The organism is Dyadobacter sp., assembly GCF_039919315.1.
Taxonomy (GTDB): domain Bacteria; phylum Bacteroidota; class Bacteroidia; order Cytophagales; family Spirosomataceae; genus Dyadobacter.
Genome location: NZ_JBDSFX010000091.1, coordinates 15,400 through 32,112, shown reverse-complemented (window position 1 = coordinate 32,112; position 16,713 = coordinate 15,400). Strand labels below are relative to the sequence as shown.

Annotated in this window: 7 protein-coding genes; 1 reads left to right on the top strand and 6 read right to left on the bottom strand. The window is 44.6% G+C overall.

Going from position 1 to position 16,713, the window contains the following annotated elements:
- The 6 genes from ABIO93_RS26970 to ABIO93_RS26945 form a co-directional block, all read right to left on the bottom strand.
- Positions 1-226: type II toxin-antitoxin system Phd/YefM family antitoxin (locus ABIO93_RS26970; RefSeq protein ID WP_348073119.1), on the bottom strand; the 226-nt coding region annotated here is incomplete at its 3' end.
- A 276-nt stretch (positions 227-502) separates the two neighbouring features.
- Complete coding sequence (locus ABIO93_RS26965; protein WP_348073118.1) at positions 503-1,522, bottom strand: PDDEXK nuclease domain-containing protein; 1,020 nt, start codon at positions 1,520-1,522, stop codon at positions 503-505.
- Positions 1,523-1,859: 337 nt separating this feature from the next.
- Positions 1,860-4,820: a glycosyl hydrolase 115 family protein gene (locus ABIO93_RS26960; RefSeq protein WP_348073117.1), complete on the bottom strand. Its 2,961-nt coding sequence runs from the start codon at positions 4,818-4,820 to the stop codon at positions 1,860-1,862.
- A gap of 90 nt (positions 4,821-4,910) precedes the next feature.
- The gene (locus ABIO93_RS26955; protein WP_348073116.1) at positions 4,911-7,454 is read right to left on the bottom strand and encodes a membrane or secreted protein; all 2,544 of its coding nucleotides are present in this window, start codon (positions 7,452-7,454) and stop codon (positions 4,911-4,913) included.
- Between the two features lie 98 nt (positions 7,455-7,552).
- Positions 7,553-9,058, bottom strand: a complete 1,506-nt coding sequence (locus ABIO93_RS26950; RefSeq protein ID WP_348073115.1) for a RagB/SusD family nutrient uptake outer membrane protein — start codon at positions 9,056-9,058, stop codon at positions 7,553-7,555.
- 21 nt (positions 9,059-9,079) lie between these two features.
- Positions 9,080-12,166 carry a SusC/RagA family TonB-linked outer membrane protein gene (locus ABIO93_RS26945; protein WP_348073114.1) on the bottom strand — a complete coding sequence of 1,029 codons (3,087 nt, stop codon included), beginning with the start codon at positions 12,164-12,166 and terminating at the stop codon, positions 9,080-9,082.
- A gap of 168 nt (positions 12,167-12,334) precedes the next feature.
- On the opposite strand from ABIO93_RS26945, the gene ABIO93_RS26940 reads away from it, so the two are divergent.
- Positions 12,335-16,396 carry a two-component regulator propeller domain-containing protein gene (locus ABIO93_RS26940; RefSeq protein WP_348073113.1) on the top strand — a complete coding sequence of 1,354 codons (4,062 nt, stop codon included), beginning with the start codon at positions 12,335-12,337 and terminating at the stop codon, positions 16,394-16,396.
- Positions 16,397-16,713 lie beyond the last annotated feature (317 nt).

The following is a 16,713-nucleotide window of genomic DNA, read 5'->3' as shown; positions in this document are numbered from 1 at the left end:
GAATGGAAGTCACTCTTCCAGCCTTCACGTCTTCAATACCTTCTTTAATGGCATTTAACACTTGTGGGTCCGAAAAAAAGACATCAGTTTCAGTACTTTCATCAATTGGCGTGAGTAAAACTGACTTTTTATTCTTTCCCCGGTGGATGATCACCCGTTCTTTCTCGGCTAGATCCAGATAATCCTTCTGTTTCCCCCGAAATTCCCTGGCTGTTATAATTCTCATGGGTGTACGAATTTGTGTACACAAATAAATGCACATTCTATAATTTTGAAAAAGTTATTGCTAGGGTAAAGTCCAGAAGCTGTTCATAAGTTTTAAATGAATGGCTTATTAGATATGCTCACTTTTTTGTGAAGTGTCGTCCATTGCATTTGTTTAGGATCAGTCGGCTTGTAAAGTATTGTGCTAATTTCTTGGAATTTAAGTAGGAATTGATCTTCCATCGATACTTCAATTATTGTGAAACAAATTGGTGGTGTTGTATGTCAGTACCAGTTTCTAGCTAATTTTCAAAAGCCTTTTCTCCCGCTCAATCTCCGCAATTAACTCTTCCTCAGTGGGCAGATAAAGCATATACTTGGTTGCAAATAATTGCTTACTGTCATTCAAAATACTATACTTGACAACTGTTTCGTCTTTTTCCGTGCATAGAATAATTCCGATTGTAGGATGGTCATCATCCTGCTTTTTCAAATCATCAAACATACGAATGTACATATCCATTTGTCCGGTATCCTGGTGTGTTAGCTTGCCTGTTTTTAGATCAAAAAGAACAAAACATTTAAGAAGGTAATTGTAAAAAACCAGATCAATATAAAAGTGGCTGGTTTCGGTGCTAATCCTGAATTGTCGTCCTACAAATGAAAAGCCTTTTCCTAATTCGAGTAAAAATTGTTGCAGATTTTCGATTAAAGCCTTTTCAATGTCTAGCTCTAATGCATTTATTGGTTCGGGGATATTCAGGAATTCAAAAACGTATGGGTCTTTAATAAAATCGTTTGAGAGAATTCTGTCGGAATTTTGATTTTGAATCGAGGTTTCTGACTTGGTTTGAGAAGAAAGTAAACGCTGATAATAATGGGAATTGATATTACGCTCCAACGTCCTCACGCTCCACATTTGGGTAGTACATTCTTGAAGGTAATAGACCCTGGCCGACGGAGTTTCTACCCTCATAATGAGCCTATTGTGGCTCCATGATAATTTGCTACACACTGTGTAGCAAATTGCTTCGTCAGGATAAGTAAGATAAAATTGCCTGAAATTTCTAATATTGGCGTAAGAAAAGCCCTTGCCCAACTCAGCAGTGAGAGCGATGGAAAGCGTTTTCAAAATTGCCTCACCATAGGCGGCTTTTTGCTCTCCATTTTGCTCTTCCTGAACTATCCTTCTTCCCATTTGCCAATAGGCGATCACCATTTCACTATTTACAGCACTGTAAGTTTTTTGCCGTGCTAGCTGTAAAATTTGTACAACATCCTGTATAAAAGACGTTGCCGGAGTGTGAAATCTATTCATAGGTGTGTTAGTTTCGTATGGTTTAATTGGAAAAAGAGCTCCCTATTCAATTGTTTCCAATCAATCGCTCCAACCGCCCCAGCGCTTCCCGAAATCGCTTCAAATTACGGCCTTCGTGGATCTTCGGGTTGGAAGTAGTGGGTGTCATCTGGGAAGGTGTTTGGTTAAAAAGGCAATTTATGTAAATCTCCCGGGAAGTTCCCGGATAATTTACGGGCGGCCCGCGCAGGGCTATGGGATGTAAGTTACCAGGCGGTTCCCTTTATCTATTCATAACATCGTTTTGCTAAGGATCTGTCGTTGTTAGTCAGGGAGCCCGTTTTCTTTTTCTCTATTCCTATTTGATACTTTTTGAAACGCTTACAGGTTTCATGCCTGTGTTAAGATCATTTATCGAAAGTGACCCGTAAAAAGGCTGTGCTACCCCCAGATCAATGAATATGTGCGTTAGTATCACGCCAGGATCGATCATGTATATTTCCAGCTTGTGTTTGCCCGGTTTCAGGTTCGGCACTTTAAAAGTACGTTTTGCCGAATTGCTCAACACATTTTGTTTCCATTCATCACTCCGTCCCAAAGTCCTGAAATTGAAGATACTAAGGGGCCCGCCGTCAATACGCACACCGTAGCGCAGTTCAAAATTCTTGTTCAACGGATAGGTGGGTAGTGAGCTAATGGTGACGTTTGCCGGCGACTGACCGAACACATAAAAATCGTATTCGACAGCAGGGTTGCTTTTCACTTTAAGCGTATCCAAATCGCCTTCCGCAGCTTTTTCAACCAACGGTAATGCTTCCAGCGATTTGCCATTGGAACCCAATCCTTCAATCACATTCCATTGCCGGGACTTCATGTTCCTTACCGCTGAGTAGTCGGCAGCATTAATCGATAAGTAACCGCTAGTCTCCACATGTCCCTTGAAACTTTCGAGCTCCTTTACATTTGCATTGTTGGCTGTGACAGCGAAGGTATATTGGTCATCACCGCTTTCAACAATGATATTTCCTTTCAAGGACTTTTGCACCGGCGCCTTATTCCAGTCAATTTCTACCCAAATACGTTGTTGGCTGTTGAGCCCGTCTGGTGTCAGTTCACCATGACTGCTGCTTGCTGTAATCCATTTTTCAGAAGCCTTGATCGTAAAAGCTTTTTTTACTTGTTGTGTTAAGAATACGTCAATAAAGTACCTCTGCTTATTCCATTTGTTGAATTCAGGAAGTTTCAGTTCACGGGCATTGGTAAGATCTGATGTAGAATCAGGGTGATTGTACCCTTCGGGAAGTGCACGAAAAGCGGGCAGATTCTTTGATTTAGGTAAATCAAAAACAGGTAAATTGAAGACAGGAAGCTTGCGGGGGAACATATCCATTATGCCATTCCATTTTCCATTGGCAAGCTTGGTGTTGTAGTAATGGGTTTCCGAGGATATTTTTTCCTGAATTCCACCCGACAGCGAGGCATAATGAGCAGCGCTTAGCCGTCCTTGCCTGGCATAAATGTAAGCCTTGTCACGGAGTAGGAATTTCTTGTTTATCAACGCCGCACCTTTTACAGGGTATTCCACAAGCTCATAAAAAGCATCCTTGTCTTTCCTTTCAATATTCGTCCCGATTTTCTCAACATCTGCAAGTAACTGATCATAGGCATCCATTCTCAGCTGTGCCTGATCATTGTAAAACAGATGATTATAAGCAGTAAAATTTATTGCAGTGGTAGGCTCCGTCTGGCTCCAACCCATGTATTCCGGCTTACGCTCAAAAGCGAGGTCATAGTATTTCCAAAGGGCTTGCGCAACGGATGCTGACTGTTTATCGCCAAAAATCGTTGATAGCCATTTTTCTAAGTGAGCCTTTGAAAAAGCGGGTTTTTCAAATGGTTCGATGTCGTAGGCCATGTCCATAAACAGCTGTGTGGTGTACTCCGCAGGCTTAATATCACCAACATTTAAAACCCACAGCCGCTTCGCATTCATGGCGAATGCCTTCGTCATTTCCTCACGTATGTGTGCCGGATGTGTGGTGTTAAGCCATAAATAGTCGTGAGGCCTGCCCCAATATGAAGCATGGTAATAAACACCTGAACCGCCAGGTCTTTTGTTTTCCTCAACATTACTGAGGCGCTGAATGTATCCGTAATTATCGTCAGGCCACACCAGCGTAATGTCGTCCGGCACTTTGAGACCTGCATCATATATTTCAAGTACCTCTTTATAAGGTGTAAATACTTGCGGGACTTTGGTAATGTCCGCATTGACATATTTTCTGAGCATGTTCCGCTGAGCTCTGATAATGGTGTCCATAAGAGGGACGGTTTCCTCCATCGTTTTTACACCCTCCATCGCGCCGTCATGGATTCCACGCATTCCGGTGGTGTAAATGCCATTGACCTTGCTACTCTCTTTAATGCGGGATTCCCAGTATTCATCTACCTTTTTCTTGTTTGTCAGGTAGTTAAAATGTCCCATTTCTTTTTGATTCCACTCGCTGACGTTATTTCTAAGCATAGGCTCAGCATGCGAAGAACCCACCACGATCTGATAGTCTTCCGCTGCTTTGATATTGCCGGGGTAATGGTAAAATGCTTTTGTGCTCGGGTGCATCGCCGGCCAGATCAGATTGGCTTTCAATCGAAGAAGCAGCTCAAAAACCTTTGCGTAAGTTTTGGGGCCAATATCTTTTGTGTCGGGTTCAAATGTTTTTGCTGCCCATGGCTGTAAACCCCAATCTTCGTCATTAATGAAAATACCTCTGAATTTTACCGATGGCGTTTTGGAGGTAAAGTCCTGACGGTCTATGGCAAGAGATTTCTGCGTTTTCGGAGTTGCATCGGCCCACCAGTACCAGGGTGTCACGCCGATTTTCCCGGAAACAGAAAAGACGCCATACGCCGTTCCCCGGGCATCACTCCCCGCAATGACCAGTGCATTGGCAATGTTCGCCGACGGTTTTGATAAATATCTGAGCGAATAACATTCCCACTTTCCTTTAATATCAGGATCGGAAGCTATGTTTCCAAAATTCTTAACAAGCTCTGAATCAGCTCTGCCTATGATAATTATGTTGCCTTTGGCATTTGAAATATCAGTGGAAACTTTTGGGTGATATCCGCTGACTAATTCAATGTCTGAGGCAAGTAAATGGGCAGCAATGGAATCAAGTTTGGATTCCCCTTTCTGGTAGTAAATAGTAACCTTGTTTTGTGCCGTTACCAATTCAAACTGCATTGCGCTTGCGACAACTGGCAAGCAAAATGCAATCAGGATATGTATCGTAAAAAGCTTTAACAGCAATTGTTTCATGTATCGTTTTTTTATTTCAATGCAGTAATATGTAGAATCTGGCATGAGGGATCAAGTTATGTTGAAAGCAATGTTCCCTTACACATTATGTCATTCCAAAGTGACATTCTGAATCGCAATACCAGCAAGCGTTTTTTGAGTCTGATCAGTCGTTTGTGTTGGTAAAATGGCAATCTGTAAAGTTTCTATGTTCCTTAAATCGAGTTTGCCGGCCTTCGGTGTGGTGTCTAATGAATAGGGTAGAAATCCAGGGTAAGGGCGCGGGAGACTGATGAAATCAACTTTTTCAAGATCATCCAACGATACAGCATACGTGCTGTTTTCTGGTTTGACATTCAACGTTGCGCCATATACCGATCCATCCTTACCGATTAATGCAAGCTGAATAGAGCAAGGTTTCTCATTAAGGGCGCGGCCGTGAAAGACCAACTTTGTTTTCGACAGCACATCCGAAGCGCGTCCGGCTATATTACTCTTAAAATTGTATCGCATTGCGTATTCTTCCGCTTTTTCCGGGCTTATGCTTAGTTCAGAAGTTCCAATTTCTGGTATTGAAGTCAAGCGCGAAGTTTTTAGATATGGCCTTAACAACTGCTCATGATCCAGTGCGGCGTTAAATAAGGTTATTGACGATGACTTTGGCAGAATGCGCGTTTCGAACAGTTTCTCCTGTTCATTATTCCACTCTTTAATGTTTTCTTGTTCAGATGGATACAACTTTTCTATTCCGTTTTCCTTGACTAAAATGCAGTATTTCACAACATCTCCCTTCAATAATTCTGCGGGGATACGGGCTGAGTATTGATAACCGCCTGTATGCTCTAAGTCTAAATCCACAGGCTGCCCATCTTTTACAAATAGCTTAATGCGGGTAGCTTCTGGTTGTTTCAAAGAAATAATCTGCACTTTGACAGGCATACTTTCGCCTGCCGAAATTTCCTTAATAGTTGAATGAAGCACGTAAGTTTTTTTGAGCGTCGTTGCAGGCGCTACGAATTCGTTCAGTGTGATATTCTTCCATTTGCTGGTTGCATTCAATTTGCTTGAAGTCCCTTTTCTAACGAGCATATAAGTGCCGGGGGTAATGTCAAATGTCTGATTTTTTGTATTGAAAGTTTTGGCATCGTTTTCCGGATTGAGTGTTTTTATCTCAAAATCATCTCCCAAATCCGGTAGCCGTACCGACATCGGCCACTGACGCCAGTTGATAACGGCGAGGACTTTGTCCAAACTATTGAAGCCAAAAGGGTCCTGCACCCAGATGGCATCAGGCAAAACTTCCAGTCGCCAGACACCACTTTCAAGTTTATCCAGAAAGTAAGCGCCTGTCCCTTCGTATTTTACAACCGCAGAATTGCCCGAGCCGCTGATATGTTCCAATGCTCCCGTGTTTGGTGGAATAGTAGCAGTATTATTGGTATAGATAAATTTTTCTTTCGTGACCATTTCCGCCAGATCCTGCCCGTAACTAACCCTGAAATCGCCAAAAGACGTATCTGCGGGGAATTTGCCGAAATCTTTATAGAGTGGAATATTGTGAAAAACTTCCGACGCTATTTTTAGGCTTAATGCTTTCTGCGGAGTGTATATCAGGTTCATATAATGCGTGTCGTACTCTGTATTGGCGTAGGCAAAAAAGGTTGGGTCGTAGGCGAAATGCGTGGCGAGCTGCATACCAGCTGTACGGAAACTGCGCGCCATGGCCGGATATATGTAAGACCGCCCCACATCCGCAGCATCAAATTCATAGACGATCTTCGCCATCTGTTTGAACCTCGGATTGGCGGCGAATGGAATTTTGTAGTCGTCGACATTTGGTAGCAAATTTCCCATAATTTCATGCTTGGCTTGCAAACCAGTAGGGTACCATTGAAATGTACCACCCTGAATATCAGCATCGAAATAGCCCTGAGCAAGGTGAATGCTGTGGCTGATGTTGTAAAAGACCGGCTTTTTACAGCCGGTCTTCCGCATGGAGCTCACCATTCCATTGATAAATGCAGTGACGTCGCTGCTTTTTCCGCCATGCTGAGGCTCATTACTAATTTCAAAAGCGATCAGATCCGGTTCGTGTTTGTAAGCCACGCCAGTGTAAGGATTAACATGATTCAGAAACTGATACAAATAGTTTTGCTGCGCCTTGATCGCATCTGGATTAGTCAAACAAGCCGCCTTACCATATTTTCTTGAAAATCCCGGTGTTTTTTCATCCTTTTCCGGCCAGCCGTTTCCCCAATAGGCAATAGGTGTAAGGACGAACTTGATGCCGCGATCTTTCATATTTTTCAATGCATAATCCAGCAGTTTTAAATGCTCATTTTCCAGCAGATTGCCTAGTGTATCGCTGATCTCTGTGTCCCATACGTGAACACGGTACAGGTCAAAACCCAGCCGGGAGAAATGGTAAACATCATCATCAATCGCCTTTTCCGGAGACACATTCAGTTGCTTCCCCACACGGTAAGCATAAGCAAAAGGAACTGTATAGTTCACGCCAAACCCTTTCACTTCCTCTTTGGTAGTACCCCAGCGCATCAAACCATCTTTGTCCACATACACATCATTTGTTTGCTGGGCAAAAGCCATTTGAACTGCAAAAACGAGAAAGAAAAAAAAGCCACAGACAAGTTTCATTGAAAAAAATGGTTAAAAGTTACATGTTCAGGGCAAAATCGCACTCGTTTTAAAAAGCTAAAAGCTAAAAGCTAATAGCCCACAGCCGACCGCCAAAATTAGTATCCCTTCGTCTGTTCAATCTTACCTCCACCGACATTGATCACATATTGTGGTATAGGGAACATCTCAGAAGGGCCGTGGTTTACTTTTCCGGCCGCTTCCAGAGCCGACGCCCATTTTCCGTGACGAACCAGGTCGATCTTTCGGATGCCTTCAAAATAAAACTCAAAGCCTCTTTCCAGCAGGATGGCGTCGTTGAATGCAGTTTTCGAAGCAGTAGCGGTCGCGGGTAATGCAGCAACACCGCCGTGTTTTGTTCTCACTTCATTCACCAGCGCAATGGCCTCAGCCGTCGGGCCTGTTACCTGATTAATGGCCTCAGCGAGCATCAGTGTTACATCGGCATACCTTAAAACCGGCATGTCATTCCCCTGTACATCAGCACCCGGCGAAGATTCGTCAGGATATTTTCTCAAAACCGGACCACGCATATTGGTGCGGTTTCTCGCTTTTCCGGTTTTGTCGGTATACGTCGCGACAAGCAGATTCCGTCGTTTGTCAGCCGGATCAAAAGTGTCATAAAATGCCCAGGTAGGACAGAATACGCCGCTCGGATTGGCCCAGCCACCACCCAGTTTAATACTTTTGAAATCGTTCGGGAGACAATACAATGCCATCGCATTAAAATTGCCGCCACCTTCGCCATTAGTAGGTGCAACCGGGTCACAATTTACAGCCCAGATTGTTTCCGTGTTTACTTCGGTCGATTCGCGGAACAGACCGGCATAGTCCGAGACAAGGCTGTATTTGCCCAATGCAATCGTTGCCCGCGCCGCTTTTTCGGCCTCAACCCAATTTTTTTCATTGAGATACAACCGCGTCAGCATACCGAGCGCCAAACCTTTGTTGAACCTGCCATATTCCGAAGGACTTAATGGCAAATTGTCCGCCGCAAAACGCAGATCTGCCGCAACTGTTGAAACGTATGATTCCCTCGATGGGCGTGTCAGGTCACTTTCAGCATCGGTATTAATTTTCGAAGCGTCAAGGATAACAGGTACCGGACCATACATGTGCAGAAGGTAATACATGGTCCAGGCACGACCCATGCGCGCTTCTGCGATGAACTTGTTTTTGGACGCATCGCTGAGTGTTGCCTTCTCGATGTCGGAAATTACCTGCGTCATTCTGGTAACATAACGCACCTTTTCGAAATGACTTTGTTTGCCCTGGGTTTTTAGGAATGTAAAATCTCCTTTACTAAAAAATTCCCAAAGTCCGCCCCATTCGGTAAATATGTTCATCTGATCCGAGGGTAGGTCAAACATTGCTAAATGCCCATATTCAGGGCTAAAAAACATGTTTTGGTATTCTACGTCACTATATCCCCATTTGGAACCGAAAGGCTTATAGGCCTGCAAAGCGTAAAGTTTAAAGTCTGCCTCCGTTTTCGGGAAGTTGGCAGGTGAGAGCACGCCGGTGAGCACCGGATCAAAATTTTTCTCGCAGCTGGTTATGGATAAGCTGGTAGCCAATATACCGGCAATGATTATCTTTTTCATGTGATTTTGAATATCGGAATGTTAAAAATTAGCTCTCAAACCAAGTGATACCGTTCTTACCATCGGATAAGGGGCTGGCCCTCCTTTGGTAGAACTCGCCTGAATCTCCGGATCAACACCTTCAAAGCCTGTCAGTATGAATGCGTTCTGAACGTCAGCGAAAACCCTGAGGCTTTTCACGTATTTGGTCAAACCACCTGAATTGATGGTATAACCCAGGGTAATGTTCCGGCAGCGAAGGAAATCTCTTTTCACAAGGCGCGTGTCAAGTCCTGCGTCCAATGCGATCGCACCTTCGTTATAGGCTGCACCAGGTAGCGTTCCGTTAGGATTGGACGTGCTCCATGCATCTTTGATTCGCTCCGTACCGCTTTGGTTGCTGGAAAGCAAACTTACGGGGTTACCCCACAGCGTGGTAAAGTCGTTGCCCCACGCCCCGTATTGCCCGTAGAAAAACACGCTCAGGTCAAACTTTCCATAGGTGAAGTTATTCCCAAATCCAACGATAGCTTTGGGAATCCCGGAATAGCTTTTTACATCATTAAAATCCAGTTTCCCATCTCCGTTATTATCCACAAAAATGGGGTTTCCGGGTTTCCTTGCTGTTGATGGCTGCCAGGCAGGCACTTCCTGTCCTGCTTGCAAAATTCCTTTTGTCTGATATACATAAATAATATCGCCACCTACCGGATCATTCACCTGACCATACTGGGCCGGAGGATCGTTCGGGAAACGTGTTACCCATCGGTTAGTAAAATGGGTCACATTCAATGTGGTGTTCCAGCTGAAATCTTTGGTTTTTAAATTTTCTGTATTAACGCTGAATTCAAAACCTTTGCGTCGCTGATGACCGCCGTTGATCGGAGAAGTCGAAATGATGGACAATTGCTGAGTTGTAGCACTGCTTAGCAAGCGGGTGCGGTTTTCTGTAAAAACATCCACAGATCCGGTTATGCGCTCCTTGAACAAACCAAAATCCAGACCAGCATTAAATGTCTTCGTAATCGGCCAGCGCAGGTTTGGATTATCGAATGCCGTGAGACGATAAGGAAAGTATACCGCCGATCCATTGTTAAATGTAACCGCGTTAGGATCAGCGCCGTAAGCACCATATGCAACGCTACCCGGACGTTCGCCTGTCATACCGTAGCTGGCACGCAGTTTCAATGTGCTGATCGTTGGAATACCTTGCATAAATGCCTCATTATTAATCTTCCAACCCGCAGACACGGAGGGGAAATACTGGTATTTGTTGTCCGGGAAAAACTTATCCGCACCATCGCGGCGCACAGTCAGCGAGAGCAGGTAACGATCCAGAAAATCGAAATTGCTACGAATAAAGAATGAACGCAGCTTGTTGACCCCTCTGTACGAGCCGATGACTTTCGGGCCGGTAGCAGAGGCCAGGTTGTCGGTGTTGATCGCATCCTGCATATCCGAAGTTTCTACACTGAAACCTGAAAAATCTTCGAGGTATTGGCCGACTCCCGTAACAACATCCAGATTAAGCCAGTCGCCGAAAGACTTTTTATAGGACATGGTTGCCTCCATCGTCTGATTCTGTCTGCGTGTTTCAGCCAGTGACGCCCTTGCTTTGTAGAGTTGTCCCCAGAATACAGTGACAGGAATGTAAAAATCACGAATTGAAAATTCGCTGTTATTTCCGTATAGCAACTTCGCTGTCAATGTGTTTGGGATAATGTCGATGTCAAGTGATGTATTGGCCAGCAAGCCCTGTGCTTTTGTTTTATCCTTGATATCCAACAAGGAAACCGGGTTACCAGTGATTGCAAACTGGCTGTATGTGCCGTCGGCATTGTAAACCGGAACGGATGAAGGGTAGGCCAATGCAGCCTGTAATGCATTAAAGCCCTGCGTACCCGAACCGCCCGTTTGCCAGCCAGCCTGCGGATTGGAGTAGGCATTGCGATTCGCATTCACGTTTACATTCAGTCTGAATATCTTGCTTAAAACAAAATTGACATTCAACCTGCCCGAGAACCTCGTCAGATCGGACTTTTTCATGGATCCAACCTGATTGAAGTAGTTGCCAGAGAAAAAGTAGGTTGCTTTCTCTGTGCCTCCATTGACACTCACATTGTGATTATCAATGCTTCCTGGGCGTAAAACTTGTCCAAGCCAGTCTGTTCCTACTCCCGCGTTACGGATCTGCTCATCAGTAAATTTTTGCGTGTAGCCGCTCAGGTCAGCAGGTACAGTCCCAAATGGCGCCATATTGCGGTCCGACTGGTATTTGTCTACATTCAATTGATTGAAATAGAGCATGTAGTCGGACGCATCCAATGGTTTCAGATACGGCATATTCCGTGAAAAGGAGCGATTGGCGTCGTAGCTTACACTCATACGGCCCGCTTTTCCTTTTTTGGTAGTGATGATCATTACGCCATTGGCTGCCGATACACCGTAAATGGCCGCACTTGCATCTTTCAGGAATTCAATCGACTCGATGTCATTCGGGTTCAACCCAGCTAATCCGCCGCGGTTAACACCTTGCATTTCAACTGAACCATTGCCCGGCTCCATACTATTTCCCGGATACACAACGCCGTCAATGACCAGCAAGGGGTTGCCTTTCCCGCGAATTGAAACAGAAATGTTACCGCCCGGCTGCGAACTTTGCTGTGTAACCTGCAAACCTGCCGCACGGCCAAAAAGCAGCTCAGATACATTGTTGTTGGCCGATGTTGGAATTTTAGTCGGATCAACTTTCGAGATAGCCGTGGTCAGGTTTTTCTTGGCGGTCGTTCCATACCCGACAACCACCACTTCGTCCAGGTTTTGCGTGTCTGCCAGTAATTTTACATCAATCACATTCCGGTTAGCGATAGCGATTTCCTGTTTGATATAACCTATAAAGGAAAAGACAAGCGTCTGCTCTCCGCTAGCGCCATTTGGAAGGGCCAGCGAATAATCGCCATTCTGGTCGGTGGATGTTCCGCTCGTGTTTCCTTTCAAAACTACGTTTACGCCAGGGAGACCGCCGCCCGTGTTGTCGGTAACTTTTCCTTTGATGACCGTCTGCTGTGCTAACAGCATTGAGCAGGAAGTCATTAGGAAAATCTGCAAAAGCAGTAATGTTTTCTTCATGGAATTGATGGATTAAGTTTATATTTTACATTATAATTCATGGTTGCAAGGTAGATCCACCGCCCAACTTCGATTAGAAATAATCTGACGGAAAGCGATAATTTTCTGATATTTGTCTGGTATTTATTATATTTTTTGTTCAAAAAGTCAGTTTTTAAGCCAATCAGAATGTATCGGTTAGGTAGGGTAAGCAGAACGTGGGGGATTATATTCTTTTTATTGCTGGCGGGTCTGTGTTCCCATGGGCAGGAGAAATTTTTCAATACACTTTCTGTTCGAGAGGGCTTGCCAACTAACCTCATCAATGCGGTAGCACAAGACCACAATCACTTCATCTGGATCGCTACCGGTGACGGCCTGGCCCGTTATGACGGATATCATTTCAGAGTTTTCAAGAAAGACGGCACACCCAATTCCATTCCCAGCAACGGCGTGCAAACAGTTTACGCGGACGGGGACGATCTTTGGATAGGGACGGTGAACGGCCTAAGTAAAATCAATACAATCACTTTCGCCATTACCCGCATTCCTACCGGAACGCATACGAACATACGTTGCTTTTCGAAGGACAGTAACGGCAACCTCTGGATCGGGACCATGACCGGGCTGATCAAATACAATCAGCAGAACGGGACGTTCACCACATTAACCACGCAGAACAGCAGGCTCAGTCACAACACGGTCCGCACGATATTTCAAGATAAAAGAGGGATATTATGGATAGGCACTTATGACCAGCTCAATAAGCTGGATCCTAAAACAAATGTTTTCCAAGCCTTCAACCTGAAAAGAAATGGTGCTCCTGCTGTCCAAAATAACCTGATTTGCGACATTAAACCTGTTGCCGGAAATGATTCGTTGCTTTGGGTGGGGACTGAGACCGGCCTTTGCCGCTTCAATACCGTTACCGGTGCCCATGTAAAGCTGAACTACCGGACTAAATTGAGTAATGAAGTAGTCAAAGCTATATACACCGACAAGGATAACAATGTCTGGCTTGGCACCGATTTTGGTTTAAACATTTACAACCCAATCAGCAATGCCACTGAACGCTATTTCCATAACCCTCAATCGCCTTACTCCATTGCGAACAATGTGATCTGGCAAATCTTTGAAGATCAGGCCGGCGTACTTTGGTTTGTTACGTCCAACGGGATCAGCAAGGTTAACCAGATGGACAATCTGTACCAATATCATCATGTAATACAACAGGTTGGCGGGCAAACAATTGGCAATCAGGTGAAGTCTCTTTTGGTAAGTAAGAAAGGGATTTACTGGATCGGTACACTGCACGGGGTTATTCGGCTGGATCCGAAGACCGGTCAGAGCCGGAAGTTCAGCATAGAGTCTCCCGTGCCAAGCCGTTTGCTGATCAATAATGTTACCGTTTTGCATGAAGACCGTGATGAACGCATCTGGATCGGGACTGTTGCGGGCATCAATGTGTGGGATGATGCACAGCAGACCATGGAAACGGTTACTGCTGGGCAAAGTAATGGACTGGCTTCCAATTACATCAATAATTTTGTGGAGACACCCGACGGATCATTGCTGGTAGGAACCTGGGAAGGCGGTATTTTTAAATCGACGACAAGTCTGAAAGTGATCAAAGACCTGCATTTTGAACTTGTGTCAAAAGCAGAAACAGATCAATTTTTGTCGGACAAAGAATCGCTTTGGCTTATTGAATTCGACGAGCTTTTTCGGTTGGATCTGAAAACCGGTGTCAAGAAAAAGATTGTTCCGTTTGCACGGGTTGCCGATCGCAAAACGGTGAGCAGCTTCTTTCAAGCACAAAACGGGAGCATTTGGGCTGCGACAGAGAATGGACTGGTTGAATATGTTCCCTCAACAAATAGGGCATCTTTTCACGCGATACCGAACCACAACATGGCCAGGGCAACCATCACGGAAGATGAACAGGGCAGTATCTGGGTTGCGACCAACACTGCACTGGAAAAATTTTCGCCTGCAACGAGCCAGGTTGAGTTTTACCCGCTTAATAAAAATCTGCCCATTAAAAGTTTCTACGCGGGCTGCGTGGCGAGGTCAGCTTCCGGCGAGCTGTTTTTTGGCGGAGACAATGGCTATATCTCCTTCTCACCGGACAAAGCGATTCCCAATGGTTATCAGCCTAGGGTCGTTTTGACTGATCTGTTACTCAATAATAAGGAGGTTGAGATCGGTGAAAAAATCGATGAGCGGGTAATTCTGGACCGGGACATTTCCTATATGCCGAAAATTGAACTCGATTATGGACAGCGATCGCTGGAATTGCAATTTGCAGCCTTGCATTTCTGGCAGCCGGAAATGAATACGTACTCTTATAAGCTCGAAGGTGCCGATAAAAACTGGACCACGACTTCGGGTAACAAAAACTTTGCGGTGTACTCAAACCTCTCGCCTGGAACGTACACTTTTAAAGTGAGAGGTACGAATAACAATGGGATTTGGAGCAACGAAACCAGCACGACACAAATCACCATTAATCCGCCATTGTTTTTGAGCAAAGGATTTTTGGCGATGTATCTGCTATTGATCGCTGCGGGTGTCTACTTTGCATTAAAGATCTATTCGGGCAGGATCAAACTGGAAAACGAACTGAAAATAAGCAAGTTAGAAATTGCTCACGCCGAGGAAATCGAGCAAACCAAGGAGCAGTTTTTTACCAATATTTCCCACGAGCTGCGCACACCGATCAGCCTGATATTGCCGCCGATTCACCAAATCATGAGAACGGGAAAACTGGATGCTGAAAATTTTAAGCTGATCTCACTGGCCGAGAAGAATTCGCACCGCTTGCTGCGGGTTGTAAACCAGGTGTTGGATTTCAAGAAAATGCAGGACGATAAATTGCATCTGAACAGGTCCAGGGTTGAAATAATCGGCTTTTTGCGGGAGCTCTACTCACACTTTGGTGATAAAGCAGCGAGGCACGACGTCGACTATGCATTCACCTGCAATACACCTGAATTTGAGATATTTGCGGATGCAGAAAAGATCGAAACGATCGTGTTGAATCTCCTGTCAAACGCGTTCAAGTTTACGCCAAAGGGCGGCTGTATTGTGTTTGACGTTCAAATTGAAAACGACGGGAATCCCGACGGGTTTGCAATGCAAATCGGCATTTCAGACACTGGTTCGGGCATTTCAGCCGAAGATCAAAAACGCATTTTCGAACGCTTTTATCAGACCGCCGAATCCAGAAAAAGGGAAATGGGGTCGGGGATCGGGCTTGCATTGACCCTGGAATATGTCAAAATGCACAATGGAGAAATCAAGCTCGAAAGTGAGCCGGGGAAAGGAAGTGTTTTTACAATTTTGCTTCCAAAAGGAAATGCGGAGCAACTGGCCGTGGAACGTGTTATGCCGGATACTTATCCAATGTTCAACGAAAAATATACAAAATCGGAATTGTACGAAACAGTACATTCCGGCGCTGAAAAACCGCTACTGATGATTGTGGAAGATAACCCGGATATGGTTGATTTTATACGACTTACGCTTCATGATAAATATCGTTTTGTGATTGCGGGTGATGGGGAGGAAGGATTGCGGAAGGCTGGCCAATTTCTGCCGGATGTGATCATTTCAGATGTGATGATGCCGATTATGGATGGTTTGACGTTCTGTAAAATGCTCAAAGGCAACCCTAAAACCAGCCGGATCGCGGTAATATTGCTTACTGCACGTAGTCTGACTTCCCAGAAAATCGAAGGCATCAGGGTTGGAGCCGATGCTTACATTACCAAGCCATTTGACATTGAACTGCTTCATGCGCAGATCGGTAATCTGCTGCAGCGCAAAGAGGAAATGACCGCTTACGTCCGCCAGAACCTAATCGTGACACCGTCATTGGAAGGTGGCAAAGAGAATGTGGATGAGAAGTTTGTCAAAAAAGTGATGAGTATTGTCGAAGTACACATTTCTGATCCCGAATTCAATGTGGAATTGTTGGCATCGGAAATGGGCATGAGCTCAGCCCATTTATCCCGGAAACTAAAAACGTTGACGCAATTTTCTGCCAACGAGATCATTAAAAAATACCGTATTAAAAAAGCTTCCCTGCTCCTTGAAAATAATGAAGGCAATGTGTCCGAAGTGATGTACGATGTAGGTTTCTCAAATCTTTCGTATTTCTCCAAGTGCTTCCGGGAAGAATTCGGTGTCTCTCCCAAGGAATATGTAAAGAAGGCTTCCGGTAGGTTTAATATAGAGCAAATTCTCTAGATAGTTCGGTTTTGTCAACCTAACCGGAGTCGAACCAGCAACGTACTCAAATGCGGTTGAAACCGCTTTTTAAAAAGCATTAACATCAAAAAAACTCCTTAACATGCGTTGAATGGCGTTTGTACCCGCAATGGAACAAATGTCGAACCAAATGCTTGAAAATTAGCGAAGATGGCTTCTTTAACTATGTCATAATTCAATCAATGATACAACTAGTATGTGATCTTGAATCGCGCACTCTATGTCGAACAAGAAGGGGAAAGCCGGTGCCGTTTTGGGGAGCTTGTCTACGTATCAAAGCTCAGTATTGTACTAAT

Bases quoted from the DNA above. Each gene is read 5' to 3' on its own strand.
- ABIO93_RS26950 (WP_348073115.1), bottom strand. From the start codon at position 9,058: ATGAAAAAGATAATCATTGCCGGTATATTGGCTACCAGCTTATCCATA.
- ABIO93_RS26940 (WP_348073113.1), top strand. From the start codon at position 12,335: ATGTATCGGTTAGGTAGGGTAAGCAGAACGTGGGGGATTATATTCTTT.
- ABIO93_RS26955 (WP_348073116.1), bottom strand. From the start codon at position 7,454: ATGAAACTTGTCTGTGGCTTTTTTTTCTTTCTCGTTTTTGCAGTTCAA.
- ABIO93_RS26965 (WP_348073118.1), bottom strand. From the start codon at position 1,522: ATGAATAGATTTCACACTCCGGCAACGTCTTTTATACAGGATGTTGTA.
- ABIO93_RS26945 (WP_348073114.1), bottom strand. From the start codon at position 12,166: ATGAAGAAAACATTACTGCTTTTGCAGATTTTCCTAATGACTTCCTGC.
- ABIO93_RS26960 (WP_348073117.1), bottom strand. From the start codon at position 4,820: ATGAAACAATTGCTGTTAAAGCTTTTTACGATACATATCCTGATTGCA.